Annotated in this window: 20 protein-coding genes and 1 pseudogene; 11 read left to right on the forward strand and 10 right to left on the reverse strand. The window is 59.7% G+C overall.

Translation table 11 applies throughout. The features are described from left to right. Window positions 1–17: 17 nt before the first annotated feature. The gene (locus SIC14_RS18870; protein WP_412563451.1) at window positions 18–704 is read right to left on the reverse strand and encodes an HAD-IA family hydrolase; all 687 of its coding nucleotides are present in this window, start codon (window positions 702–704) and stop codon (window positions 18–20) included. 167 nt (window positions 705–871) lie between these two features. On the opposite strand from SIC14_RS18870, the gene glmU reads away from it, so the two are divergent. Together glmU and glmS are read left to right on the forward strand one after the other, a co-directional pair. Then, window positions 872–2,251: a bifunctional UDP-N-acetylglucosamine diphosphorylase/glucosamine-1-phosphate N-acetyltransferase GlmU gene (gene glmU / locus SIC14_RS18875; protein ID WP_412563452.1), complete on the forward strand. Its 1,380-nt coding sequence runs from the start codon at window positions 872–874 to the stop codon at window positions 2,249–2,251. Between the two features lies 1 nt (window position 2,252). Continuing rightward, window positions 2,253–4,073, forward strand: a complete 1,821-nt coding sequence (glmS, locus tag SIC14_RS18880; protein WP_412563453.1) for a glutamine--fructose-6-phosphate transaminase (isomerizing) — start codon at window positions 2,253–2,255, stop codon at window positions 4,071–4,073. 41 nt (window positions 4,074–4,114) lie between these two features. Here glmS and SIC14_RS18885 read toward each other — a convergent pair whose 3' ends face one another. Continuing rightward, window positions 4,115–4,837: an FkbM family methyltransferase gene (locus SIC14_RS18885; protein WP_412563454.1), complete on the reverse strand. Its 723-nt coding sequence runs from the start codon at window positions 4,835–4,837 to the stop codon at window positions 4,115–4,117. An 84-nt stretch (window positions 4,838–4,921) separates the two neighbouring features. On the opposite strand from SIC14_RS18885, the gene SIC14_RS18890 reads away from it, so the two are divergent. Continuing rightward, complete coding sequence (locus SIC14_RS18890) at window positions 4,922–5,704, forward strand: DNA alkylation repair protein (protein ID WP_412563455.1); 783 nt, start codon at window positions 4,922–4,924, stop codon at window positions 5,702–5,704. A 76-nt stretch (window positions 5,705–5,780) separates the two neighbouring features. Here SIC14_RS18890 and SIC14_RS18895 read toward each other — a convergent pair whose 3' ends face one another. Together SIC14_RS18895 and SIC14_RS18900 are read right to left on the reverse strand one after the other, a co-directional pair. Further along, complete coding sequence (locus SIC14_RS18895; RefSeq protein ID WP_412563456.1) at window positions 5,781–6,149, reverse strand: hypothetical protein; 369 nt, start codon at window positions 6,147–6,149, stop codon at window positions 5,781–5,783. A gap of 43 nt (window positions 6,150–6,192) precedes the next feature. After that, window positions 6,193–6,657 (reverse strand): hypothetical protein, encoded by a 465-nt coding sequence (locus SIC14_RS18900; protein ID WP_412563457.1) that lies wholly within the window; start codon window positions 6,655–6,657, stop codon window positions 6,193–6,195. A gap of 105 nt (window positions 6,658–6,762) precedes the next feature. Here SIC14_RS18900 and moaA point away from each other — a divergent pair, with 105 nt between their 5' ends. The 4 genes and pseudogenes from moaA to SIC14_RS18920 form a co-directional block, all read left to right on the forward strand. Beyond that, window positions 6,763–7,782: a GTP 3',8-cyclase MoaA gene (gene moaA, locus SIC14_RS18905; RefSeq protein ID WP_412563458.1), complete on the forward strand. Its 1,020-nt coding sequence runs from the start codon at window positions 6,763–6,765 to the stop codon at window positions 7,780–7,782. Between the two features lie 9 nt (window positions 7,783–7,791). Beyond that, window positions 7,792–9,099: a 3-deoxy-D-manno-octulosonic acid transferase gene (locus SIC14_RS18910; RefSeq protein ID WP_412563459.1), complete on the forward strand. Its 1,308-nt coding sequence runs from the start codon at window positions 7,792–7,794 to the stop codon at window positions 9,097–9,099. Then, on the forward strand, window positions 9,092–10,123 hold the full coding sequence (locus tag SIC14_RS18915; protein ID WP_412563460.1) for a glycosyltransferase family 4 protein: 1,032 nt from the start codon (window positions 9,092–9,094) through the stop codon (window positions 10,121–10,123). Before SIC14_RS18910 ends, SIC14_RS18915 begins: the two co-directional genes overlap by 8 nt. 480 nt (window positions 10,124–10,603) lie before the next feature. After that, a pseudogene (locus SIC14_RS18920) lies at window positions 10,604–10,819 on the forward strand (hypothetical protein); the annotation flags it as partial. Window positions 10,820–11,143: 324 nt separating this feature from the next. Here SIC14_RS18920 and SIC14_RS18925 read toward each other — a convergent pair. The 5 genes from SIC14_RS18925 to SIC14_RS18945 form a co-directional block, all read right to left on the reverse strand. After that, window positions 11,144–12,307 carry a M20 aminoacylase family protein gene (locus SIC14_RS18925; RefSeq protein WP_412563461.1) on the reverse strand — a complete coding sequence of 388 codons (1,164 nt, stop codon included), beginning with the start codon at window positions 12,305–12,307 and terminating at the stop codon, window positions 11,144–11,146. A gap of 31 nt (window positions 12,308–12,338) precedes the next feature. Then, window positions 12,339–13,499 carry a M20 aminoacylase family protein gene (locus SIC14_RS18930; RefSeq protein WP_412563462.1) on the reverse strand — a complete coding sequence of 387 codons (1,161 nt, stop codon included), beginning with the start codon at window positions 13,497–13,499 and terminating at the stop codon, window positions 12,339–12,341. 27 nt (window positions 13,500–13,526) lie between these two features. Beyond that, window positions 13,527–14,870: an NAD(P)/FAD-dependent oxidoreductase gene (locus SIC14_RS18935; RefSeq protein ID WP_412563463.1), complete on the reverse strand. Its 1,344-nt coding sequence runs from the start codon at window positions 14,868–14,870 to the stop codon at window positions 13,527–13,529. Further along, a complete protein-coding gene (gene argE, locus SIC14_RS18940) occupies window positions 14,867–16,030 on the reverse strand; it encodes an acetylornithine deacetylase (protein WP_412563464.1) in 1,164 nt (387 codons plus the stop codon). Before argE ends, SIC14_RS18935 begins: the two co-directional genes overlap by 4 nt. A 347-nt stretch (window positions 16,031–16,377) precedes the next feature. Beyond that, a complete protein-coding gene (locus SIC14_RS18945; RefSeq protein ID WP_412563465.1) occupies window positions 16,378–18,198 on the reverse strand; it encodes a dipeptide ABC transporter ATP-binding protein in 1,821 nt (606 codons plus the stop codon). A gap of 426 nt (window positions 18,199–18,624) precedes the next feature. Here SIC14_RS18945 and SIC14_RS18950 point away from each other — a divergent pair, with 426 nt between their 5' ends. From SIC14_RS18950 to SIC14_RS18965, 4 genes are all read left to right on the forward strand, one after another. Next, window positions 18,625–20,325, forward strand: a complete 1,701-nt coding sequence (locus SIC14_RS18950; RefSeq protein ID WP_412563466.1) for a peptide ABC transporter substrate-binding protein — start codon at window positions 18,625–18,627, stop codon at window positions 20,323–20,325. Between the two features lie 107 nt (window positions 20,326–20,432). Then, window positions 20,433–21,440 (forward strand): ABC transporter permease, encoded by a 1,008-nt coding sequence (locus tag SIC14_RS18955; RefSeq protein WP_412563467.1) that lies wholly within the window; start codon window positions 20,433–20,435, stop codon window positions 21,438–21,440. After that, entirely contained in the window at window positions 21,433–22,371 is a 939-nt protein-coding gene (locus SIC14_RS18960; RefSeq protein WP_412563468.1) for an ABC transporter permease, read from the forward strand. The genes SIC14_RS18955 and SIC14_RS18960 overlap by 8 nt, the downstream gene beginning before the upstream one ends. A 207-nt stretch (window positions 22,372–22,578) precedes the next feature. After that, window positions 22,579–23,673 (forward strand): YeeE/YedE family protein, encoded by a 1,095-nt coding sequence (locus tag SIC14_RS18965; protein ID WP_412563469.1) that lies wholly within the window; start codon window positions 22,579–22,581, stop codon window positions 23,671–23,673. On the opposite strand, the gene SIC14_RS18970 is transcribed toward SIC14_RS18965, so the two are convergent. After that, window positions 23,609–24,886 (reverse strand): DUF3422 family protein, encoded by a 1,278-nt coding sequence (locus SIC14_RS18970; RefSeq protein WP_412563470.1) that lies wholly within the window; start codon window positions 24,884–24,886, stop codon window positions 23,609–23,611. The two genes, SIC14_RS18965 and SIC14_RS18970, sit on opposite strands and share 65 nt — an antisense overlap. Window positions 24,887–24,958: the final 72 nt, after the last annotated feature.

The raw sequence follows: 24,958 nt of genomic DNA on the forward strand, positions 1-24,958 counted from the left end.
ATCAGGTCAATGCCCTCTTATCCGGCCAGAACCTCTGGCAGCCCGATCAGCCGTGCCACCTCTGCGTCCAGAGCATCGTAGTGATCGATCAGCCCTTCCGGCTTTAGCGCCTCTACACCGCGGCCAGCAGGGCCAAAGGTCACAAGGATGCAAGGCACGCCCAGCGCCTCGGCCGTTTTACGGTCCGTTATCGTGTCACCGATAAGAACGCATTGCGCCGGATCGCCGCCCGCTCGCTTGGCCGCCTCGACCAGCGGCGCTGGATCGGGTTTGCGCACAGGTAGGGTATCCGCCCCAATGAGCGAGGAAAATTCGCTGCGCACACCAAGGCGGGTCATCAGCTCCTCAGCCAATGCGGCAGGTTTGTTGGTGCAAATGCCCACCTTGTAGCCAGCTACCTTCAACCGCCCCACGGCCTCCATCGCGCCGGGGTAAAGCGTGGTGTGGGTGTCAATCGCCTCTCGGTACGCTTCAATAAACGGCAGGTAGTTGGCCTCGACTCCTGCGGCCACATCAGCCAGCCCAACCCGACCAAAGCCCAGTTTCAACATGGCCCGCCCACCATGAAATGCGGTTTCTGCATCCGCCACCGGATCCAGCAGGTCACCATGCCCCAAGGCGCGGAACCGGCTATTGGCCGCTGCAATCAGATCTGCGCTTGTGTCGGCCAAAGTGCCATCCAGATCAAAGATCACCGTTTTCATTCTTGGTTCCTCGATTTAATACCAATTGGCAAAGATCCGCGCAGGTGGCGGGACGGCATGTTGCAGGGCGCAATCACAAGTGACCAGAGCCGGTCTTGCGCCACTTGTGCAAGCGGATAAAACCTGCGCAACACAAATACAAAGAATAATTCCGGAGTGAGGACAGCATGAGCACGGCACTTGTCATTTTGGCTGCAGGCATGGGCACCCGCATGAACTCGGACCTTCCGAAGGTTCTGCACAAGATCGCAGGCGCACCGTTGCTGGTGCACGCCATGAAATCCGGTGCTGCAGTGGAGCCTGAAAAACTGGTTGTTGTGGCCGGTCACGGGGCCGATTTGGTCAGCAAGGCCGCCAAGGATTGGGACGACCGCGCCGAAGTGGTGCTGCAGGAAGAGCAGCAAGGCACCGGTCATGCGGTGCTGATGGCCCGCGACGCGCTGGCCGATTTTGAGGGCGATGTGATCGTGCTTTACGGCGACACGCCCTTCATTCAGCCTGAAACCATTGAACGTATGGCACAGGCGCGCGCCAAGCATGATGTGGTCATCCTTGGCTTTGAACCCGAAGATCCCGCCCGCTACGGCCGGTTGATCATGGAGGGTGACCAGCTGCAGCGGATCGTCGAATATAAAGACGCCAGTGAGGCGGAGCGCGCGATCACGCTGTGCAATTCCGGTCTGGTGGCGGCGGATGCCAAGGTACTGTTTGAGCTGCTGGATCAGGTCGGCAATGACAATGCGGCGGGGGAATATTACCTGCCGGACATCGTGGCGATTGCGCAGGACCGTGGTCTTTCGGCCACCGCAGTCACCTGTGACCCGGCAGAGACGCTAGGTGTTAATGCCCGTGCGGAACTGGCCGAGGCTGAGGCGCTGTTTCAGGCCCGTGCCCGCGCTGAGGCGCTGGAAAACGGTGTGACCCTGCAAGCCCCCGAAACCGTCTTTTTCGCCCATGACACCTATGTGGGCCGCGATACGGTGATTGAACCCAATGTGGTCTTTGGCCCCGGTGTGACCGTTGAGTCCGGCGCAGAAATCCGCGCCTTTTCCCATCTGGAGGGCTGCCACGTCAGCCAAGGCGCGCAGGTCGGCCCCTACGCCCGTCTGCGCCCCGGTGCAGAACTGGCCGAGAAGGTGCGCATCGGCAACTTCGTTGAGGTCAAAAACGCCGTGCTGGACGAGGGTGCAAAGGTCAATCACCTGAGCTACATCGGCGATGCCTCTGTCGGGGCGGAGACCAACATCGGTGCGGGCACCATCACCTGCAACTATGACGGTGTGCTGAAACACCGGACCGAGATTGGCAACCATGCCTTCATCGGCTCCAACACCATGCTGGTGGCCCCGGTGAAGGTCGGCAACCGCGCGATGACCGGCTCGGGCTCTGTCATTACGAAAAACGTGGAAGCAGACGCGCTGGCCGTGGCCCGCGCCCGTCAGGAAAACAAACCCGGCTTTGCCAGCAAGCTCTATGACATGCTGCTGGCCAAAAAAGCCAAACGCGACGCTGCAAAAGCGGCTGAGAAATCTGAAGGGAACCAATAAGATGTGCGGTATTGTTGGAGTCCTTGGCAGCCATGAAGCAGCGCCGATCCTTGTGGATGCACTGAAGCGGCTGGAATATCGCGGCTATGACAGCGCCGGTATTGCCACGGTGAATGGCGGCACGCTGGATCGTCGCCGCGCGGTGGGCAAGCTGGTGAATCTGTCGGATCTTCTGGTGCATGAACCGCTGGCCGGGAAATCCGGCATTGGTCACACCCGCTGGGCCACCCACGGCGCGCCGACCATCGGCAATGCCCACCCGCATAAGGCTGGTCCGGTGGCCGTGGTCCACAACGGGATCATCGAAAACTTCCGCGAATTGCGGGCCGAACTGGCCGAAAAAGGCATCAGTTTTACCACCGAAACCGATACGGAAACCATCGCCCTGATGACCCAGGCCTTTATGGCAGACGGGCTATCGGCAGTGGATGCGGCCGAGGCCACGCTGGCACAGCTTGATGGCGCTTTTGCACTGGCATTCCTGTTTGAGGGCGAAGAGGACTTGATGGTCGCCGCCCGCAAAGGCTCCCCTCTGGCGATCGGTCATGGTGAGGGCGAAATGTTCGTCGGCTCTGACGCCATCGCCTTGGCGCCGATGACCGACAAGATCACCTATCTGGAAGAGGGCGACTGGGCCGTGCTGACCCGCACCTCGCTGGTGATCCGCGATGCGCAAGGTGCGTTGGCCAACCGCGAAATGCGTACCATCCGCATGGATGACGCCCGGGTGGACAAAGGTGGCCACAAACACTTCATGTCCAAGGAAATCGCCGAGCAGCCCCGCGTGATCGGGGAAGCAGTGCGCCATTACCTCAGCGATGACGGCAATGCAGTGGCCCTGCCCGGTGATCTGGATTTCACCCAGATTGACCGGATGACCATGGTGGCCTGCGGCACAGCTTATTACGCCTGTCTGACGGCAAAATACTGGTTCGAACAGCTGGCGCAGATGCCGGTTGAGGTCGATATCGCTTCGGAATTCCGCTACCGCGAACCGCCGATCCCCGCCCGCACTGTGGCGCTGTTTGTCAGCCAGTCGGGCGAAACCGCCGATACGCTGGCCGCGCTGCGCTATTGCGAAGGCAAGGCCGACAAGATCCTGTCCGTGGTGAACGTGCCTGAAAGTTCCATCGCGCGGGAAAGCGATCTGGCGTTGCCGATTCTGGCCGGCGCTGAAATTGGCGTCGCCTCGACCAAGGCCTTCACCTGTCAGCTGACGGTTCTGTTGATGATGGCCCTGAAAGCGGCCGAGCAACGCGGCTCGCTGACGCCAGAAAGGTTGAGCGATCTGCTGTCTAACCTCCGCGCCCTGCCCAACACACTGAACACCGCGCTAGAGCAGGATGGTAACATCGCCACTGCCGCCCGCAAACTGTCCGAGGCCAGCGATGTGCTGTTCCTGGGCCGTGGGTTGATGTACCCGCTGGCGCTGGAAGGCGCATTGAAACTCAAGGAAATCAGCTACATACACGCCGAGGCCTATGCCTCGGGTGAGCTGAAGCACGGCCCCATTGCGCTGATCGACAAACATCTGCCGGTGGTTGTCATGGCGCCGCGCGACGGGCTGTTTGATAAGACTGTTTCAAACATGCAAGAGGTTCTGGCCCGCGGCGGCAAGGTGATGCTGGTCACAGACGCCGAAGGCACGGTTGAGGCTGCGGGGGACGCCTGGCAGACCATTACCCTGCCCACCATTGACCCCGTGCTCTCGCCCATTCTATACGCAGTGCCTGCACAGCTGCTGGCCTATCACACCGCCGTTGCCAAGGGCACCGATGTGGACCAGCCGCGCAACCTTGCGAAATCGGTGACGGTTGAATGATCCGCTAATCAAGCAGTGTAGTTTTCGAGCATACAGCGGGGCTAAGCGCCCCGTTGATACAGAACATCGCCATGTTTCGGAACCCGGGCATATCGGTGCGACACCAGCCGGTATCCCTTGCCGCAAATGTGGCTGTCCAGTTCGGGGAAAAGCACCCCGCTCTCATAGAAAGCCGCGCGAGACACTTCGACCTTGAGAAAATCAAATTCGCTAATCCGACCCTCAGACCCTTTCAAAACAGCCAACTCGTGCCCCTGAACATCAACCACCAACATGGAAGTGCCAAACTTTTCCAACTTAATGTCGTAGTGCTCGAGGATCTCCGAAAGGGTCTGCGACACAAGCTCCAAAGTTTCTCCCGTCTCACCGCTTTGTTGGAATCTCTCTTTCCATAGATCCGTAGATTTGCTGACAGAGTTCGAAGCACCATCCCCAGCGAACCGGTAAAACTCGAATGTTTCCCCAGAGTTTTCCGAGACCAATCCTAGATGCGGAATGTGACGACATGCCCCTTGCCTTTTCGAGACCTCAGACCTGAGAACTTCGTGAGTGTCCGGATCGGCCTCTACCCACAAGACCGTGCGGGCTCCTAGTCCTTCGTAGAGAGCCGCATCTTCGCCGTAATGCGCGCCGACGTGAACGATAAGATCAATGGGCTGATTGCGCTCCATAATCAACTGGAACTTGGAGCTACGAAAATACTTGCGGTATCGGGAAGGAATAGCGCTCTTGATTCCGCGCTCCATTTTCTTCAGAAGGCCCACAAGATCACTCCCCTTTGGCTAAGCTCAGCCTTAGGTAGGAGACTATTGCGCGGAAAGCAACTAATCTAAATCGGTGACTGTGGAATGACCTATGAAGAGGCGCTGGCCGCGCTGAAAGCCCATATTGAACCTGGCCGCGCCGAAGGTGCTGCCGCCTATCATAAGGTGCCGCGAGAATATCTCGGCGTGCCCAACCCTGCGATCAATGACTTGACCAAGGAATGGCGCAAAGGCCTTGATGTGCAGGGGCGCGTCGATCTGGCCCGCGCACTGTGGGACAGCAACATCTTTGAATGCCGCCTCGCGGCTGCCAAGCTGCTGACCCAGGCGCGGATCAAGGGCGATCAGCCGGTGTGGGAGTTGATCACCACCTGGGTGAAGGACTTTGACAGCTGGGCGATTGCTGATCATGCAATGATGGCCGGTCAGAAACGGGTTGTCGCCGATCCCTCCCGTCTGGATGAGGTGGAGGCCTGGACCTCCTCCCCAGATCACTGGACCCGACGTGCGGCGATGGTCATCACCCTGCCCTGGACCAAACAGAACCACCCCAAACCGCAGGAACTGGAAATCCGCGAACGGGTGCTGACCTGGGCTGCTGGCTATGTGAATGATCCCGAATGGTTCATCCAGAAATCTGTGGCCTGGTGGCTGCGTGACCTTAGCAAACACGACGCCGACCGCGTCATTGCCTTCCTGCGTGAACATGGCAAGGTGATGAAACCCTTCGCCCGTAAAGAGGCTGGCAAACACCTGCCGCCAAAGCCGGAAGGTGCCGCCGCAAAACAGCCCCGCCCCGAATGGCGGGAAGCAGAGGACGGCTACGACGGCCCCGATATCACAGACCTGCCGGATGAGCTGGCCTAAATAACGCGCCTGATCAATGACAAAGCCCCGCCATACCAGCGGGGCTTTTACTTTTGTCACTTCTGACGACCTGTGCTCAAGCGCTCAGGGCCACATAGCCCGCACAGAGCAGCATCACCGTGGTGATCGGCCCCCAAAGGCGACGTTCCGGTGCGGATGGGGTGATCCAATTGGCCAGTGCAGACAGCGCCTGCACCGCCAGCGCCACCCAAACTGTCCATTTTGGCCAGTCCACGGCCATCCCGGCAGTTGAGAGAACCGAAAGGGCCATAAAGGCCAAGATGAAGATCGAAACCGCGGCAAGGATCCGCCCCCGGCGCGGCAGCGGGCCATCGACCTGCCCTCCTTGCGTGATACGCCCCCAAGGGGCACCGACGATCAGTGCGATCTGAAACCCGATCACAGCCACACAGATCACCGCGTAAAGCGTTGCAATTTGCGTCAAAACCTATGCCTCCCCCCTGCCAAACCAGCTTGCAGGCGCAGCCTTAGAGCTGGAACACCTCAATCTCGGGCAGGCCGGTGATCGGCGCATCCAGCAGGCGCATGGCGCCCAAGGAAAGCGAACTGCCAGCAGAAACCGCCCCCGAACGCGGGATCAGGTCCACCTTCACCTCGCGGCCTGACGCGGGATAGCGCACGTTGCCTTTGGCCGGGGCATCCACCAGAGGCGTTTCCAGCCAGAACCCTTCTTTGGTGGCATCGCCCAGTGAGGCAACCGTGGTGCCCAGGAAACCGCTGGCGGTGGGTTCAGGGCGTGGGGCGTCCGGATCCGGTGCGGGCAAGGCCGCAACTTCAATATCGTCACTTTCCGGCAGGGTCTCTGCGGTCTCCGCGCTGCTGGCGGGCGCCGGTTTCAACCAGGGCCGGTCGCTGAGGTTGTCAAACAACGGCACCTGACCACAGGCGCTGAGGAGAAATGCGGGCAGAACAATCAATGCAATCTGTTTCATACGCAGAAGGCTACGCGCATTCCTGAGGTGTTTCAACAAATCCAAGCAGGGGATGGGACAAAGTTACCCTTGCCGCGCCCCCTTCCGAGACATAGGTTCTGTGCCATGACTGCACCCGAATTCACCCCGCTTATCGATCCGTTTGCCCGCGCAATCACCTATCTGCGTATCTCGGTCACTGACCGATGCGATTTCCGCTGTGTGTATTGCATGTCCGAAGACATGAAGTTCCTGCCGAAGAAAGAGCTGCTGACGCTGGAAGAACTGGACCGCTTGTGTTCGGCCTTCATCAACATGGGGGTGGAGAAGCTGCGGATCACCGGCGGCGAACCGCTGGTGCGGCGCGGTATCATGACGTTTTTTGACGCCATGTCGCGGCATCTGGACAGCGGCGCGCTGAAAGAGCTGACGCTGACCACCAATGGCTCGCAGCTGGCGAAATATGCTGACGATCTCTATGCCGCCGGGGTGCGCCGGGTGAATATCTCGCTCGACACATTGGATGATCAGAAGTTTGCCGACATCACCCGCTGGGGTCGTCTGCCGCAGGTTATCAAAGGCATCGATGCGGCGCAAAAGGCCGGTATGCGGGTCAAGATCAACGCGGTTGCGCTGAAAGGCTTCAACGATGTTGAGCTGTTCGACATGGTCGAATGGTGCAATGAACGCGACATGGACATCACCTTTATCGAGGTGATGCCGATGGGTGATATTGGCAATGAGGACCGGCTGGACCAATATTGGCCGCTGGATGACCTGCGCGCCCAGCTGGCAGAACGGTACCAGATCACCGATCTGGCCGAACGCTCGGGTGGGCCGGCGCGCTACATCCGGCTGGAAGAAACCGGTCAGAAAATTGGGCTGATCACCCCGATGACCCATAACTTCTGCGAAAGCTGCAACCGGGTGCGTCTGACCTGCACGGGTGAAATTTACACCTGTCTGGGCCAAGAAGGCTGGCAGGACCTGCGCCCTGCCCTGCGCAACCACCCCGAAGATGACACCCCCCTGCACGACGCCATTCGCGGCGCCATTGGCCTGAAACCCAAGGGGCACGATTTCGACTATTCCCGTCAGGACGTCGCCGGCAAAATGTCGCGCCACATGAGCCACACCGGCGGCTGAGGCAGGTCGATGTCACGTAACATCGGGTCTGTTGGCAGACCCACCCTGACCTTTCGGTTCTACAGCGGCGTCGCCAATCTGGTGGCGCCTTTGGCCTTTCGCAAGATTGCACGAAAACTGGAGGCGGCCGGCGTCGCGCCAGACCGTATCGGCGAACGGATGGGCCATGCCACCCTGCCCCGTCCAAAGGGGCGGTTGATATGGTGCCATGCCGCGTCCGTTGGGGAAAGCCTCTCTGCCCTGACGTTGATCGACGCCATGGGCAAAAAGCACTCAGATCTTGAGTTTTTGCTGACCTCTGGCACCGCAACCTCTGCAGAGATTGTGGCGCAGCGTATGCCCCCCCAGTGCCGCCATCAGTTTGCACCGCTAGACAGCGGCCCCGCCTTGCGACGGTTCCTGCGACATTGGCAACCTGACCAGGTCACTTTTGTTGAAAGTGAGCTGTGGCCACAGATGATCATGCGCGCCGCCGAAGTGGCCCCTCTTGCCCTGCTCAATGCGCGGATCTCCAAAGGGTCGCTGCGCAATTGGGCTCGGTTTGGCAAAAGCGCCAGATTGCTGCTGGATCGGTTCCAGCTGATCCGTACGCAGGATCAGGCCACTTTGGACGGTCTATTAAGGCTTGGGGCCGATCAAACACGCATCTCCAAGGGACAAAACCTGAAGTCCGCCGCAGGACCACTGCCGGTGGACCAGGCGGCTTTGACGGAACTTCAGACACAGATTGGCCAACGCCCGGTCTGGATCGCGGCCTCGACCCATCCGGGCGAAGAAACTGCGGTGCTGGAAGCGCACAAAGCGCTGCTGGAACGTCATCCGGATCTGTTGTTGGTATTGATCCCACGTCACCCGGAACGCGCCCCAGAAATCACCGCGCTGGCAAGTGGTGCTGCCGTGACGGTTCACAGGCGAAGCCTTGAAGAAACACCTGAGGCTCAAGTCTATCTTGCCGACACACTGGGCGAAATGGGCCTGTTCTACGCCTTAGCACCACGGGTTTTCCTTGGTGGGTCGCTCACCCCTGTTGGGGGGCACAACCCGTTTGAACCCGCCCATGCAGGCGCCGTCGTTATCCACGGGCCGCTCTACGCCAATTTCAGCGAAGCCTACGCCGACTACAAAATTGCCGGCGGTCAGATCGAAATCCGCAACAGCGCCGAACTGGCAAGCGCCATTGAGCTGTTGCTGGATGATCCCGCCCACGAAGCGTCTGAGAGAGCTGCCTCAATAGCCTTCGCAAGGTCCCAAATGCAGGGACTCGACGGTTTGATTTCTGAACTTTTGCAAATTTTGCCGGACAACAGTTATGGTTGATCTCATTGTTACCAATTTCAACAAGAACTTCACTGGCGTCTCTGCTACGGCGGCCAATGTCATCCGTCAGCAAATGCACGATTTTGGCCTGCGCCTGGTCGGCCAACCGTTGCCAGGGTGTCCTGCCCCCATCTCTTTGAAAGAAGCACGCGCAATCTCTCGGTCTCATACGTCCGAGAAGGCTCTCATCTGGCACGTGCGACGCAACACAGAAATGCGCGCTGCGATCTGGACTCGTGATGTTCTTCGCCTGCCAATAAAGATAGTCTTTACGTCCGCAGCGATACGACTGCACTCTGCTTTCCCGCGCTGGCTGATTTCCAAAATGGACGCCGTCGTCGCCACAACCGAGCGCGCGGCTGATTTTGTGCCCCACGTTCGCGCCGTGGTCCCCCATGGTGTCGATACCGAGGTGTTCCACCCCTCTTCTGATCGAAGCGCTGACTGGGCGCAGCTGGGTCACGGAGGCCAGATTGGGATTGCCACCATCGGCCGGATCCGTCCAGAAAAAGGCACCGACGTTTTTGTCGAGGCGATGCTGCAATTGCTGCCCAAATTGCCCGAAGCGCGCGCCTTGATTATTGGGCGTGCCGCGCGCGAACATCAGCCCTTCCTCAAGGCGCTTAAAGACAAAATCGCCGCTGCAGGTCTCACGGAGCGTTTTGTATTCACGGGGGAAATCCCTGCAGCCGAGTTGCCAAAAGTAATGCGGGCGCTGCACCTCGTGATGCAATTGCCGCGCTACGAGGGCTATGGCATGACGCCACTCGAAGGCATGGCGTCTGGTGTGCCCTTCGTGGGCTCCGAGGCCGGATACTACCGCGCCTTCGCCAGTCAGGGCCGTGCTGGGAATGTGGTACCGCTTGAAGACGCAAGCGCCGCTGCACAAGCAGGACTGGAAATCCTCTCTCAGCGCCAGAAATGGCCCCAGATGGCGCAGGATGCACGAGAGATCGCCAAGCACAGTTTCTCTTCGCGCTCGGAAGCAGATGGTGTGAACGCGGTCTACCGAGAGTTCTGGTAAGTCACCCACAACGAAATTCGGCGCCGCTGAGGCCCCGTTTCTATTGGAGCGCTCCTGATTTTCACTTCAGGTTGCGGGCCTGCACTTTTCGAAGTTTTCCACTCAGCAGCCGTTACATGATGGCACAGCTGACCGAGATCTGCCGGGATCTCTTTGCGCCATAAACGTTGCACTACATGTGTCAAAACCGTGTCAAGAATTACTACGAACTACAGCCACAACAGCCGGAAACTGCACAGCCTATGAAGGTTTACTATTGATAAAACCACCAATCCGTTCCTTCAAAAAACAGTAAACGAGATGCCGTTAGAACCACAGACGTACCACCAGTATGCCTACCTTGGAATTCAAGGCAAAGGCCCCTCAAAGGAAGTTGAGGACGTATTGGGGATCTATCGCGATGACGAATGATCTGAAGGCGACCCTTGGCAAACGAAAGGCCCTCACAAGAAGCGCTGGTTCACGTACTGGAAACTCAATTGCGGCATTCCCGAAACAGATGGCCTAAATATCCATGTCGAGGCGATTTTGCAGCGATTGCGCCCCCGTGAGCTCGCATTACAGAGTCTAAATGGCGACTACGATGTACGGATGGTTTTCGATAGCCACAATCTGCAATGTCTTAACTTCGAATTGGATTTCCATCATCAAAGACGTCTTACCCAACTCGGCATCCGAACTTGGTTTGACGCATAAATTGATGAGGACGTGCACAAGTTGATGTTTGATTTGCGATCAAAATTTGACCGGTACGTCTTCTACGAAGCATGAGATGGGGTGATGTCGACATCGACGCCAAGCTTTCGGCAAGAAAGATATTACTAAAGATTGATTTCCGTTTTGCAGTCCTTGGCGCAGCTTGAGCAAGCGCCAGTTCAGTCCGCTTTGGGACCTTCGAACTAAACGGAGGAAGGCCGCTTAGACGGCCGCCCGGCAACGGTGCCCAGTGCCACCCTACCGCAAAAAACCGGGCAAGGTTTACCCTGCCCGGCTCTTTCAATTCACCATGTCCGCGCTGCCTCAGGCGGCGGGCATCCGTTTTTCGACGATTTCTGCCCACCAGCTACAGCCGGCGGGGATGGCTTCGTCGTTGAAGTTATATTCCGGGTGGTGCACGGCGGCGGTGTCGCCGTTGCCGACCAGAATGTAAGCGCCGGGGCGTTCTTCCAGCATGAAGGCGAAGTCTTCGCCGCCCATCACCAGCGGTGCGTCGTCACATTGGCCCGAGATCGACTTGGCCACTTCAGCTGCAAATTCGGTCTGCTCGGGTGTGTTCACCATCACAGGATAGTTGCGGGTGTAATCCACCTTGGCGGTGCCGCCCATGGTGGCCGAAATGCCGGTGCAGATCTCATTGATACGGGTCTCGGCCAGATCGCGCATTTCATTCGACATTGTGCGCACGGTGCCGCGCAGGGTCACCCGCTGTGGGATCACGTTGAAAGCCTTCGAGGAGGTTTCAAACGAGGTCACCGAGACCACAACCTGATCCACCGGATCGGCGTTGCGTGCGGCGATGGTCTGCAGCGCCAGAACAACCTGCGCGGCCATCACGGTGCTGTCGACGGTCTCATGCGGCTTGGCGGCGTGGCCGCCTTTGCCTTCCAGCTCAACCTCGAAGATATCGGTGGCTGCAAAAAATGCGCCCGGACGGATGGCAAAGCTGCCGGTCGGGTGGCCCGGCCAGTTGTGCATGCCGTAAACTTCCTGAATGCCCCAACGCTCCATCATGCCGTCGTCACACATCTCTTTGCCGCCGCCGCCGCCTTCTTCGGCGGGCTGGAAAATCACCACAACGGTGCCGTCAAAGTTGCGGGTTTCGCTGAGGTATTTCGCAGCACCCAGCAGCATAGCAGTGTGGCCGTCGTGCCCACAGGCATGCATCGCGCCATCGGTTTTGGACGCATAGTCCAAGCCGGTCTGTTCGTGGATCGGCAGCGCATCCATGTCGGCGCGCAGGCCGATGACTTTGCCCGAGCCATTGGCCTTGCCTTTGATCACACCCACAACGCCGGTGCGGCCGATGCCTTCGACAACTTCGTCACAGCCAAAGGCCTTCAGCTTCTCGGCGACAATGGCGCTGGTGCGGTGGGTGTCAAAGAGGATTTCCGGGTTCTCATGCAGGTCACGGCGCCATTCGGTGATTTCGGCCTGCAACTCTGCAAAGCGGTTCTTTACGGGCATCTTCTGTCCTTCCTGTTCTTCTACGGGCCGCTTACGCGCGCGGCATCCGGCGTTCAATCAATTCAGCAAAGAAGCTGGTCCCATAGGGGGCCGCTTCGTCTGCAAAGTCATATGCGGGGTGGTGGCACGCTTGGCTATCCCCATTGCCGAGGAAGATATACGCTCCGGGCCGGGCTTCCAGCATATAAGAAAAATCTTCTGCCGGCATGATCGGTGCGGCGTTGGGCTCCACCTTGGTACCCACGGCCGCGGCGGCCTCAACCGCATGGGCCGTTTCGGCTTCGGAGTTGACGGTGGCCGGATAGCCACGGTCATATTTCACCCGCGCTTCCGCCCCGAAGGCCGCCGCGGTGGAGGTGGCAACAGCGGTCAGTCGGTCCTCCATCAGATCGCGGATCTCAGGCTCAAAACAGCGCACGGTGCCGCGCAGTTTGGCGGTTTGCGGGATCACGTTCTGCGTATCACTTTCGGTGAGGAAGGTGGCCACGGTCAGCACCGCCTGTTTCACCGGGTCAACATTGCGCGACACGATGGAATTTAGCGCCACTACCACATGGGCCGCCGCCAAAGTGGTGTCCACGGCCTGGTGCGGTTCCGCCGCATGGCCACCTTTGCCCTCAACGATGATCTCAAACTCGTCTGCCGAGGCCATCAACGGGCCGGGGCGAATGGCAAATTCCCCCACAGGCAGACCGGGGGCGTTGTGCAGACCGTAGACCTCATCCACGTTCCAGCGGTCCATGCAGCCGTCCTCGACCATCTTGAGGCCACCGCCGCCACCTTCTTCGGCGGGTTGGAACAACAGCACCACCGTGCCGTCAAAATTGCGGGTCTCGGCCAGATATTTCGCAGCCCCCAGCAGCATCGCCGTGTGGCCGTCATGGCCGCAGGCATGCATCGCGCCGGGGGTTTTGGAGGCATAGTCCAACCCGGTGATTTCATCCATCGGCAACGCGTCCATATCCGCGCGCAGGGCAATCACCTTGTCCGAGTTGCCTGCCTTGATGGTGCCGACAACACCGGTGATGCCAATGCCTTCGACCACCTCATCGCAACCAAAGGCACGCAGTTTGTCTGCAACGATGCCAGCGGTGCGGTGCACTTCAAACATCACCTCGGGGTTTTCATGGAAATCATGGCGCCATTCGGTGATTTCACCGTGTAGTTCCGCCACGCGGTTCTTGATCGGCATTTCGTATTCTCCCTCTTCAGAGACCGGTTACAGACCCGGCCCCAATTCCAGTTTTGAGCCGTCACTGAAACGCGACAGGCGGAAGCGGTGCAGGTCATGTCCAACCGCGCCGCCCGTAATCAGATCGGCCATGATACGGCCAAAGGCGGGGCCGATGCCAAAGCCGTGGCCGCACATGCCCGTGCAGATGCTCAGCCCCTCAAGCGGCGCGTGATCAACCACCGGCACCACGTCGGGCATGGCGTCAATCATACCGGACCACACGGTTTTGATCCGCGGCGTTCCCAGGTTTGGGAACAGCGCTGCAAAAGCGGCCAGCGTTTTCTGATGCAGCGCCATCGTCGGTTTCGGGTCCAGAACCCGCATGTGCTCAAACGGGCTGGTTTCCTCTGCAGACCAATGGCGTTGGGTACCCCAGGCATCCGGGAAGCCTTTGGGCGCCGCCGGGTGGTATTTTGCCCCGAAAGGATGTGCCTTGATCTGCGGCAGGTATTTCGGCAGGTGCCGGAAGGCATCCGGCCCGATGAACAGACGGTGCCAGCCGCTGGCCGCAAGGGTAAAGCCACCATCGGCGCGGCGGCGAAAGGCCAGATCGCTGTTGCCCGCGGCGGGCAGGTCCAGATCCGGCAGTGCCTCGGTTGCCAGCACCTGCGCCTGCACCGAAAGCTGCGGCAAGGAGATCCCGTAGGGCCGCAAAAACAGCGACGACCACGCGCCGCCCGCGACCATCACATGATCGGCCTTGATCCGGCCCTTTTCAGTCACCACTCCAGCAACCCGGCCCGCGACCATATCCAAGGCCCGCACCGCGCAGTTTTCCCGGATCACCGCCCCCGCCTTCACCGCCGCGCGGGCAAAGATCGGCACCGCCACCCAGGGCTCCGCCTTCATGTCTGATGGCGTATGGAGCGATCCGGCAAAGCGTTTGGTGGCGCCGGGCAACAGGTCAGCGGTCTGACCCGCACTGAGGATACGGCTGTCCACACCATGCGGCTTGGCCTTGCTCAACCAGTCCTCAAACTCCGCCACGTCTTTGGCGGTGTTGCCCAGATAGGCCACTCCCAGCCGCGCCAGTCCGAGGTCCTCGTCCACGTCGCCCTGCAATTGAGTCCAGAGGCTGTTGGCCTCCATCGCGATCGGCAGTTCCGCCATGTCGCGGCCGGTCTGGCGGATCCAGCCCCAGTTGCGGCCCGATTGCTCTGCCGCGATGCGGCCTTTTTCCAAAACCGCGACCTTCAGCCCCTTGCGGGACAGGAACAGCGCGGTCAGCACGCCGATCACACCGCCACCGATGATGGCGACATCCACCGCATCGGGCAATGGGCCGTCATGTTCCACGGGGCGATGCAGCCCCAGAGGAAATGGCGTCATGCCAGCACCTCGGTCAGCAGCTTCTCCATAAAGGCCTGCCCCGCCTGAAACTGCGCCACCGAGAGGTATTCATCTGGTTGATGCGCCTGCGCGATATTGCCGGGCCCGCAGACCACTGCGGAATACCCCGCCGCCTGAAAATGGCCAGCCTCGGTGCCGTAGCTCACCACATCGGTGGAATTGTCACCGGTGATCTGGCGGACGATACTTTCCGCCTCGCCCTCGTCTTCTGGTGCCAGCCCCATCAGGTCAAAGGTTTCGGTCACCTCAATGCCGGTCTCGGGCACAATCGCCTGCATCTCAGCTTCGACCTCGGCCACTTTGGCCAGCATCTTGTCACGCCAGTCATCATTGGCCTCATCCGGCACGGTGCGGAAATCAAGGCCGAAGATACAATCCTTGGCGGTGATGTTATGCGCCGTGCCGCCTTCGATCTGGCCCACATGGGTTGACGTCCAGGGCGGTTCAAACAGGGCGGCGGTGTCGGAAGGCGTTGCGGCGGCCTGCGCCGCGTTGTTCTGGTTGGCCCATTCGATCAGCTTGGCCCCGAACATAATCGCATTCACCCCCGTGTGGATCAGCGAGGAATGCACCTCAAACCCTTTCATGTGGATTCGGTAGGCCCGTCCACCCTTGTGGGCGGTCACGGTTTTCATCACGGATGGTTCCCCAACCAGCACCGCCGAAGCTTTGGGCAGATGTTTGTTCATTTCCTCAATCAGGGGCGGCGCACCGGTGCAGCCGATTTCCTCATCATAGGACAGGGCAATTTGCAACGGACGGGACACACCACGGTGGTGGGCCTCAACCAAGGCCCAGATCGCCAGCGCGTCAAAGCCTTTCATATCGCAGCAGCCGCGCCCAAACAGCTTGCCGTCTTTTTCCACCACGGTGAAAGGGTCCGTGGTCCAGGGCTGGCCATCCACAGGCACCACATCTGTGTGGCCCGACAGCACAACACCGCCCTCAACCTCCGGGCCGACATGGGCAAACAGCCCTGCCTTGTCACCCTCGTCGTTATACTGGCGATAACATTTGATCCCCTGCCCGGTCAGGTATTCCTCCACCCAGTCGATCAGCGGCAGATTGCTGTCACGGCTGACGGTCGGGAAAGAAACAAGGGCGTCCAGAATGGCGCGGGGGCTGAGGGGGGCGGTCATTTTTCTTCCTTTAGCGGCAACATCGCAGTGGGGTCCTGCGCGGGTTATTTCCGTTGCAACAGAGCGCAGAACCGGCAGCAGCCGGTTGGATAGAGCAACGGGGAACAGGCGCAGACATCGGCGAAGCCTTGGGTTGGGGTCCAGTTGGATCGTCTGGGTCTTGGGGTCGAGAAGATGCCAGAGCCGACCACAGAGGCCAGCAAAGGTCAATCAAGTGAAACTACGGGACCGTGGCGCCCCTGTATGCGCGGCGACGGCCCCAGTCATCAGCAAAAACAAAGGCACCGCCGAAGCGATGCCTTTTCAGGGTGGCCAGCGGCGGAACCGCGCGCCACCCATTTCAGATTTTAGTAACCGCTTTCCGAGGTCAGCACGAAGTGGCCCGGTGTCACCTCATCATAGACCGAGGGGCCGGGTTCATGGCCGACCGGATGGATCGGCGACGGGATCGGTTTGAAGTTCAGCTCGCGCTCGGACTTGCGCTGGTGCGGATCAGCAATGGGCACCGCTTTCATAAGCGCCTGCGTATAGGGGTGCTGCGGATTTTCGAACACCGCCTGACGCGGGCCAAGCTCGACGATCCGGCCCAGATACATCACGCCCACATCGTGGCTGACTCGTTCCACAACGGCCATATCGTGACTGATGAACAGGAAGGACAGGCCCAGTTCCGCCTGCAGTTCCATCATCAGGTTCAAAACCTGTGCCTGCACCGAAACGTCCAGCGCCGAAACCGCCTCATCAGCGATGATCAGCTTGGGGTTCAACGCCAAAGCACGTGCAATCGCCACCCGCTGACGCTGCCCGCCGGACAGTTCGTGCGGGAAACGACGCAGGAAGCTGCGTGGCAGTTCCACCCGGTCAAACAGCATCTCAACACGTTTCTGCATCTCCTCTTTGGAGTGCGTGTTGTAGTTGCGCATCGGCTCGGCCACCTGATCGCCCAGCATCATCTGCGGGTTCAGCGAGGCAAAAGGATCCTGGAAGATCATCTGCATATCCAGACGGGCAGCGCGCAGATCATTGTGGTTCAGCGCCATGATGTCTTTGCCATCAATGTTGATATGGCCCGACTGCGGTTCCACCAGACGCAGGATCGAGCGACCGGCGGTAGATTTACCACACCCCGACTCGCCCACCAGCGACAGGGTACGGCCTTTGTTGAGGGTAAAGCTCACATCCTCCACCGCATGCACATTGGCCACGGTGCGGCGGAAGAAGCCCCCTTTGACCGGGAAACGGGTGATGAGGTTTTTCACCTCCAGCAGCGGCTCTTCGGTGCCTTCAATTGGATCGAGGTTCTGGTTCTCACGCCCCAAGAGCTTCATAGGCTCCGGCAGCGCCTTGCCCTTCATCTCACCCAGTTTCGGTACCGCCGCCAGCAATGCTTTGGTATACTCGTGCTGCGGGTTTTCGAAGATCTCCTGAACGGTGCCCTCTTCCACCTTATTGCCGCGGAACATCACCACCACACGGTCTGCCATCTGCGCCACAACCGCCATGTCATGGGTGATGAACATCACCGCCGTGCCTGTTTCGCGCTTCAGACGGTCCATCAGGGCCAGAATTTCGGCCTGAATGGTCACGTCCAACGCGGTGGTGGGTTCATCGGCAATCAACAGGCGCGGTTCACAGGCCAGCGCCATTGCGATCACAACCCGCTGACGCATCCCGCCGGACAGTTCGTGGGGGTATTGCTTCAGGCGACGCTCGGGTTCGGGGATACGGACCTGTTTCAGCAGTTCCAGCGCGCGCGCCTCTGCTTCTTTTTTGGTCATGCCCTTGTGCAGGCGCAGACCTTCGGTCAGCTGACGGCCCACCGTGAACACCGGATTCAGCGCGGTCATTGGTTCCTGGAAGATCATACCAATCTCATTGCCGCGAATCGTCCGCATCAAATCCTGATCGGTTTCGGCCAGGTCGACCGAGTCATGATCCTTGCGATCAAACAGCAGTTTGCCGCCCGCAATCTCGCCGCCGCCGAACTCGACCAGACGCATAAGAGACAGGCTGGAGACCGATTTGCCTGATCCGGATTCCCCAACAATACAAACGGTTTCGCCCGGATTCACGTCGAAGGAGACATCCTCAACCCCAACGACCGGCCCGTCCTTTGTCTGAAACTCAACGCGCAGGTTTTCGATTTTTGCGATCGGCTGATCCAACATTCCCCAAGATCCATTTTTGGTATCATTTGTTGCAGGACGCTATAGAGGCGGTGCGGCCAGTGTCAAATCTCTAACCTTTAACGCGGCTTGACACGGCGAATTACCACCCAGACGCGCCTTCCGCATGGGCAACGCAACGTCGGGCGCAAAGGATATGGGCGCGTTTGCCGCAATATACCGTAGAACTACCGCGCCGCGCGTGAAGAGGTCCCGTTACACCCCTTGCTTTTTGGATCCATTCGGTTTGTGATGCAGCCAGCCGTGAAGCTTTCCACGGTGTTAAGCATTTGTTTGGCGCCTAGAAAATTGCCGGAATCGAATAGATCAGGCTGCATTCACGGATAGAATCAAGACCCGGCGAAGGGTCTGTAGCCCCCCCGTATGGGGACTTTTGGCACTTTCTGAGTGTCCAACATGGAGTGGAAAATGAAAATCAAAACCCTCATGCTAGGTGCTGTCGCTGCGACCGCTCTGGCACCGGCCGCGATTGCTGAGCGCGCCTCGGATGGTCACGTCAATATCATCTATTGGCAGGCCCCCTCGATCCTGAACCCGTATCTGTCGAGCGGCACCAAGGACATCGAGTCCGCCTCGCTCGTGGTTGAGCCGCTGGGCCGTTACGACCCGACCGGCGCGCTGATCCCCTACCTGGCCGAAGAGATCCCGACGCTGGAAAACGGTGGCGTTTCGGAAGATCTTAAAACCATCACCTGGAAACTGAAGTCGGGCCTGAAATGGTCGGACGGCTCGGACCTGACCTCGGCGGACGTTAAGTTCACCGCCGACTACTGCATGCACCCCGAAGGTGGCTGCGCGCAGCTGGCCAAGTTTGAAGGCGTGACCGCGGTTGACATCGTTGACGATCTGACCGTGAAAGTGACCTTTGGCGAAGCCAAGCCGAACCCATACGGTCCCTTCATGGGCGGCCAGTCGCCGATCATCCAGAAGGCCCAGTTCGAAAACTGCATGGGCGCCAAAGCGCCTGAGTGTACCGACGCCAACTTTGGCCCGATCGGCACCGGCCCGTTTGTTGTCACCGAGTTCAAGCCGAACGACGTGATCTCGATGGAAGCCAACCAGAACTACCGTGATGCGTCGAAACCGGCCTTCGCGACCCTGACCTTCAAAGGTGGCGGCGACGCAACCGCAGCTGGTCGTGCCGTTCTGGAAACCGGTGAATTTGACTACGCCTGGAACCTGCAGCTGGCCCCCGAGGTCATCGCGAACATGGAAAAAGGCGGCAAAGGTCAGACCGTTGCAGCCTTCGGTTCGCTGGTTGAGCGTATCGAAATGAACATGACCAACCCGTCCCCGGATCTGCCTGAAGGTGAGCGTTCCACCGAAGCCCACCCCCACCCGTTCCTGTCGGACATCAACGTGCGTAAAGCACTGTCGATGGCCATCGACCGTGAACTGCTGGTGGAAATCGGCTACGGCAAAGCAGGTCGCCCGACCTGTAACCTGGTGCCCGCTCCTGCGATCTACGCGTCCGACAACACCGAGTGTCTGACCCAGGACATCGCCGGCGCAAACGCGCTGCTGGACGAAGCTGGCTGGGCAAAAGGTGCTGACGGCATCCGCGCCAAAGACGGCGTGAAACTGTCGATCCTGTACCAGACCTCGACCAACGCCGTGCGTCAGGACTTCCAGGCTCTGATCAAACAGTGGTGGAGCGAGATCGGTGTTGAAACCGAACTGCGCAACATCTCGGCTTCGGTCTTCTTCGGTGGTGACCCGGGTTCGCCCGACACCTTCCAGAAGTTCTACGCAGACGTTGAAATGTATGCGAACAACTTCGACGGCACTGACCCCGAATCGTACCTGGCCCAGCACACCTGTGAAAAGGCTCCGAAGCCTTCCGCACAGTGGCAGGGTGAGAACATCAACCGTTTCTGTGATCCCGAGTATGACGCTCTAATCGCCGAGCTGGCCAAAACCGGTTCGCTTGAGAAGCGTGGTGAACTGGGTCGTAAGCTGAACGACATGCTGACCAAAGACAGCTATGTTGTTGTTCCGCTTGTAGATCGTGGCCGTGTTTCGGCACACGCCAACACCCTGGGTGGTGTTCAGCTGAACACCTGGGATTCCGAGCTGTGGAATGCCGCTGACTGGTACCGGATGCAATAATCTGGTCCGACCTTTTGCCCCGGCCGTCATGGCCGGGGCTTTTTCTTGGGCGCGCTAGTGTGTATGACCGCGCGCAGAAACAAGAATAGCCGCAAAGGCCTCCGTATATGCTGACTTTTACTGTTCGACGATTGGTGTTGGCTGTGCCGACCCTGTTGTTCATCAGCCTGGTCATCTTCTTGTTGCTCGAGCTTGCGCCGGGCGACCCGATGGCACAGGTCCCGCTCACCGTACCGCCAGAAGTGAAGGAAAAGATGCGCGAAGCGCTTGGCCTCGGCCAGCCGATGCACGTGCGTTTCCTGAAATGGCTGGTGCAATTCTTCTGGGTCGAACCCCAGATCCTCTTTGACCATGTGTTCGGCACCACCTTCGCCGAAGGCAAGCTGCGCGTGCTCAGCTGGCAGACCCGTTCGCCGGTGATGGACATCGTTGTGCAGCGGATGCCGCAGACTTTGTGGGTTGTGGGCCTGTCCTACATCGTGGGTGTCCTGATCGCACTGCCGATCGGCATCTACTCGGCCTACCGCCAGTATTCGGTGTTTGACCAGGTAGGTACCTTCATTTCGATGATCGGTTTCTCGGTTCCGACCTTCTTCACCGGTGTTTTGCTGATTGTGATCTTCTCGGTGAACCTGGGCTGGTTCCCGTCGATCTATGACACAACACATAAAGTGACCGATTGGGACAGCCTGATGGTGCAGCTGCGTCAGCTGGCGATGCCGGTCTTTGTTCTGGCGCTCTACAACGCCGCACAGATCAGCCGTTTCATGCGGGCCTCGATGCTGGATAACCTGAACCAGGACTACGTGCGCACCGCACGGGCCAAAGGTCTGGGTGAGAAAGCCGTTGTACTGGTTCACGTGCTGCGCAACTCGATGATCCCGGTTGTCACCGTGATCGCGCTGGGGGCCCCGCAGGTCTTTGGCGGTGCGATCATCACGGAACAGGTGTTCAAGGTGAACGGCCTCGGCCATCTGCTGATCGGCGCAATTGAAGCCAACGACCTGCCCACCGTGCAGACGCTGACCTTCATCTTTGCGCTGCTGATCGTGGTGTTCAACATCATTGCTGATGTCCTCTACGGCATCCTGGACCCGAGGATTCGCTATGACTGATGACAAGCAAGTGAGCCCCATTGGCGCTCTGTCCGACCCGATGCCCTCTGCCCCGCCGCGCAGCCAATGGCTGGCCGTGTGGGAGCAGTTCAAAACCCATAAGGGGGCGCTGCTGGGTGGCATCATCTTCCTGCTGATCGTTCTGACGGTGTTTGTGGGTCCCTGGGTCTGGCCCTATGACCCGACCTACATCGACATCCGCGCGCGGAACCAGGGACCAAGCTTTGCCCACCCGCTGGGCACCGACCAGCTGGGCCGCGATACGCTGGCGCGTATGATGGCAGGCGGTCAGGTTTCGGTGGCAGTGGGCATCACCGCGATGCTGCTGGCGCTATTCCTGGGGTCGCTGGTGGGCGTGCTGGCTGGTTTTTTCAAGAAACTCGACGGCCCGCTGATGCGTCTGACCGACCTGTTCCTGGCGCTGCCGCTGCTGCCGCTGCTCTTGGTAATGGTGCTGCTGTTCCGCGACACGCTGAACCAGGCCTTTGGTCCGGAGACCGGGATTTTCATCCTGATCGTTCTGGCCATCGGCGTGACCAGCTGGATGCCCACCGCCCGGATCGTGCGCGGTGACGTGCTGGCGCTGAAAGAGCGCGAGTTCGTTCTGGCCGCCCGCTCCATCGGCACCAAAAACGGCAAGATGATCACCCGTCATATCCTGCCCAACGTGCTGTCGCCCATCATGGTGTCGGCCACGCTGGGGATCGCCAACGCGATCATCACGGAATCGGCGCTGTCCTTCCTCGGGCTCGGCTTCCCGCCGGATTTCCCGACCTGGGGCCGTCTGCTGTTTGATGCGACCGACTATCTGCAGCAATACCCCGAGCGGGTGTTCTGGCCGGGTCTGGCAATCTCGCTGACGGTGCTGAGTGTGAACTACCTCGGCGACGGTCTGCGCGACGCTCTGGACCCACGGATCCGCGGCCGCTAAGAGCGCAAATAAGAACATTCAAACGGCCCGTTGCCTCTGCAGCGGGCCGTTTTCTTTGCAATGGCTGATGTGAAAAACACAAGTTCCGGCCGCACCACCCAAAACGGAACACTGTCCTGTTTTCCAGCCCCATAGCCCCACCCCAGAAGATTGATTTCCCTCAAACATATTGGCATTCGTGCATTCGTTCGCATGTGAGGTGCCAAGATGTACGAATCTCTGTTGGAAACACTGTCCTTTATCCCCGGTCTGGAAGACAAGACCGCCCCCGAGGTTGCTGTCTACGCCGGCCTGATCCTTGGCGTGCTCTTTGGCGCCTTGGCGCAGATCACCCGGTTCTGTTTCCGCCGCGCGGTGGTTTCGGGGCCGGATCGCCGTCAGGCCGCTGGTGTCTGGCTGACCGGTCTGGCGCTGGCTGTCTTGGCCACCCAGTTCGCGGTGATGTACGAACTGATCTCCTTCGACGATCACCGGTTCATGTCCTCTGACCTGCCTGTTGCCGCCATTGTCCTGGGCGGCCTGCTGTTTGGCGCCGGCATGGTGTTGACCCGCGGCTGTGTGTCCCGCCTGACCGTATTGAGCGGATCAGGCAACCTGCGCGCGCTGACGGTTCTGGTGGTTTTCGCCATTGTCGCCCATGCCACGCTGAAAGGCGTTCTGGCCCCCCTGCGCGTTGCGCTTGGCAGTTACACCCTTCCCCCTGAAAGCGCCGCGCTGCCCGGCGCGGGACCGATCCTGGCGGCACTCATCGCCTTTGGCCTGCTGGCCATCGCTGCCCGCTCTGGTGCCCGCCCGGCGCATCTGCTCGGCGGAGCCCTGATCGGCCTGATCGCCGCCGCAGGCTGGGTCACCACCGGCTATGTGCTTTACGATGACTTTGACCCGGTGGCGCTGGAAAGCCTCAGCTTCACCCTGCCCGCGTCGGAAACGCTGTTCTGGACCATCGCCTCCTCTTCGATCTCGGCCACCTTTGGCACCGGCATCCTGGGCGGCGTCATAGCAGGGGCGGCGATTGCCGCGCTCATACGGGGAGAGTTTCAGTGGCAGAGCTTTGACAGCCCCGCCCAAACCGGTCGCTACCTGAGCGGTGCGGCACTGATGGGTGTGGGCGGTGTTCTAGCCGGTGGCTGCACGCTAGGCGCTGGCCTATCAGGTGTGCCAACCCTGTCAATTGCAGCTGTGCTGGCCATTGTCGCGATCGCCGCGGGCGGCGTGATCGCCGACCGCCTGCTCAAGATCAGTGCATCTTCTTCTGGATCCGCCGGATCATCCACCAAACAACCGCTACAACCGGCAGAGTGAGCGCTGCGGTGAGTTCGGCCTTGCTGAGGCCGAGCCATTTCGCCACCGGATAGCCCCCGTATGAGGCCAGCGATACGGCGTAATAGCTGATCGCCACCACCGACAGGCCCTCCACCGTTTTTTGCAGTTTCAGCTGCATGTCCGCGCGCTGATCCATACTTGCCAGCACCTTCTGGTTCTGCGCCGAGCGTTCCACATCCACCCGTGTCCGCAACAGCTCACCCGCGCGGATCGCCCGATCCGCCAGCGAGGCCAGCCGCGCCTCCGCCGATTTCACCGTGCGCATCGCAGGATCATACCGGCGCATCATGAACTCGGCGAAGGTTTGGCGCCCGTCAAAATGCTCTTCCCGCAGCACCGCAATCCGCTGGCTGACAATTGCCTCATAGGCCCCCGTCGCACCAAAGCGGAACGCATTGCGGGTCACCATCTGTTCCAGATCCGCCGAGGTGGTCAGCAGCGCTGTCAGCGTGTCTTCTGCCGGAATGCTGTCATCCCCCATGCGGTCCATCAGCTCTGACAGTTTGCGGTCCTGTTCACCCAACGGGTTCGACAGCTGCTTGACCCGTGCAAAGCCCAGCATCGACATGCTCTTGTAGGTCTCAATCTCACACAGCCGTTGCACCACACGCCCCACCCGCCGCTCGCGGGTGTCGGTATTGGCAAAAACGGCAAAGCGGGTGTGGCCTGCCGGATCGATGCGGAAATCCCCAGCGATCACCGCGTCATCATCCAGCACCGCACTCACCGCCAGGCTTTCGGGCACAAACCACTCTGCCAGATGGCTACTCAACACCGCCGGCGCGGGCCGCTGCTCAACCCGAATATGGCACGACGCCACCCGCACCCCCGGCGCTTCGACCAGCCAGTCTTTGGGGAACACCTCAAAGTCGGCCGGATCAAAGGCGCGGCCACTGATGGTGTTGGTAAAGGCGGTGTAGGTCACAAACTCCGTGTGGCTTTCCCACTTCAACTCATGCCGTCCAATCTGGCCCGAGTAATGCGTCGCCCCCGGCTGAGGATGCGGCGCGCCGTGGCGATCCAGCAGCGCGATCAGATGTTCCAAATCTGCCTGCCGATCCCGCCCCACTGCCTGTTCCGGCCGTTTGATCGCCACATAGACAGCCGTACAAGGCACATCAAGCGAGGGAAACGGGCGGGCGTGCAGCTCATTGGCAAGTTCATAGCGCAACGGGTGGTCTGTGATCGACATGTGGGGTCCTCTGGGCCGAATTGCCTTTTGATGACATAGAACACAGAGGAAACCAAAGGGTTTTCAGACACT

It is taken from the genome of Thalassobius sp. MITS945101, from assembly GCF_047123305.1.
In the GTDB taxonomy this organism is placed as follows: Bacteria; Pseudomonadota; Alphaproteobacteria; order Rhodobacterales; family Rhodobacteraceae; genus Thalassobius.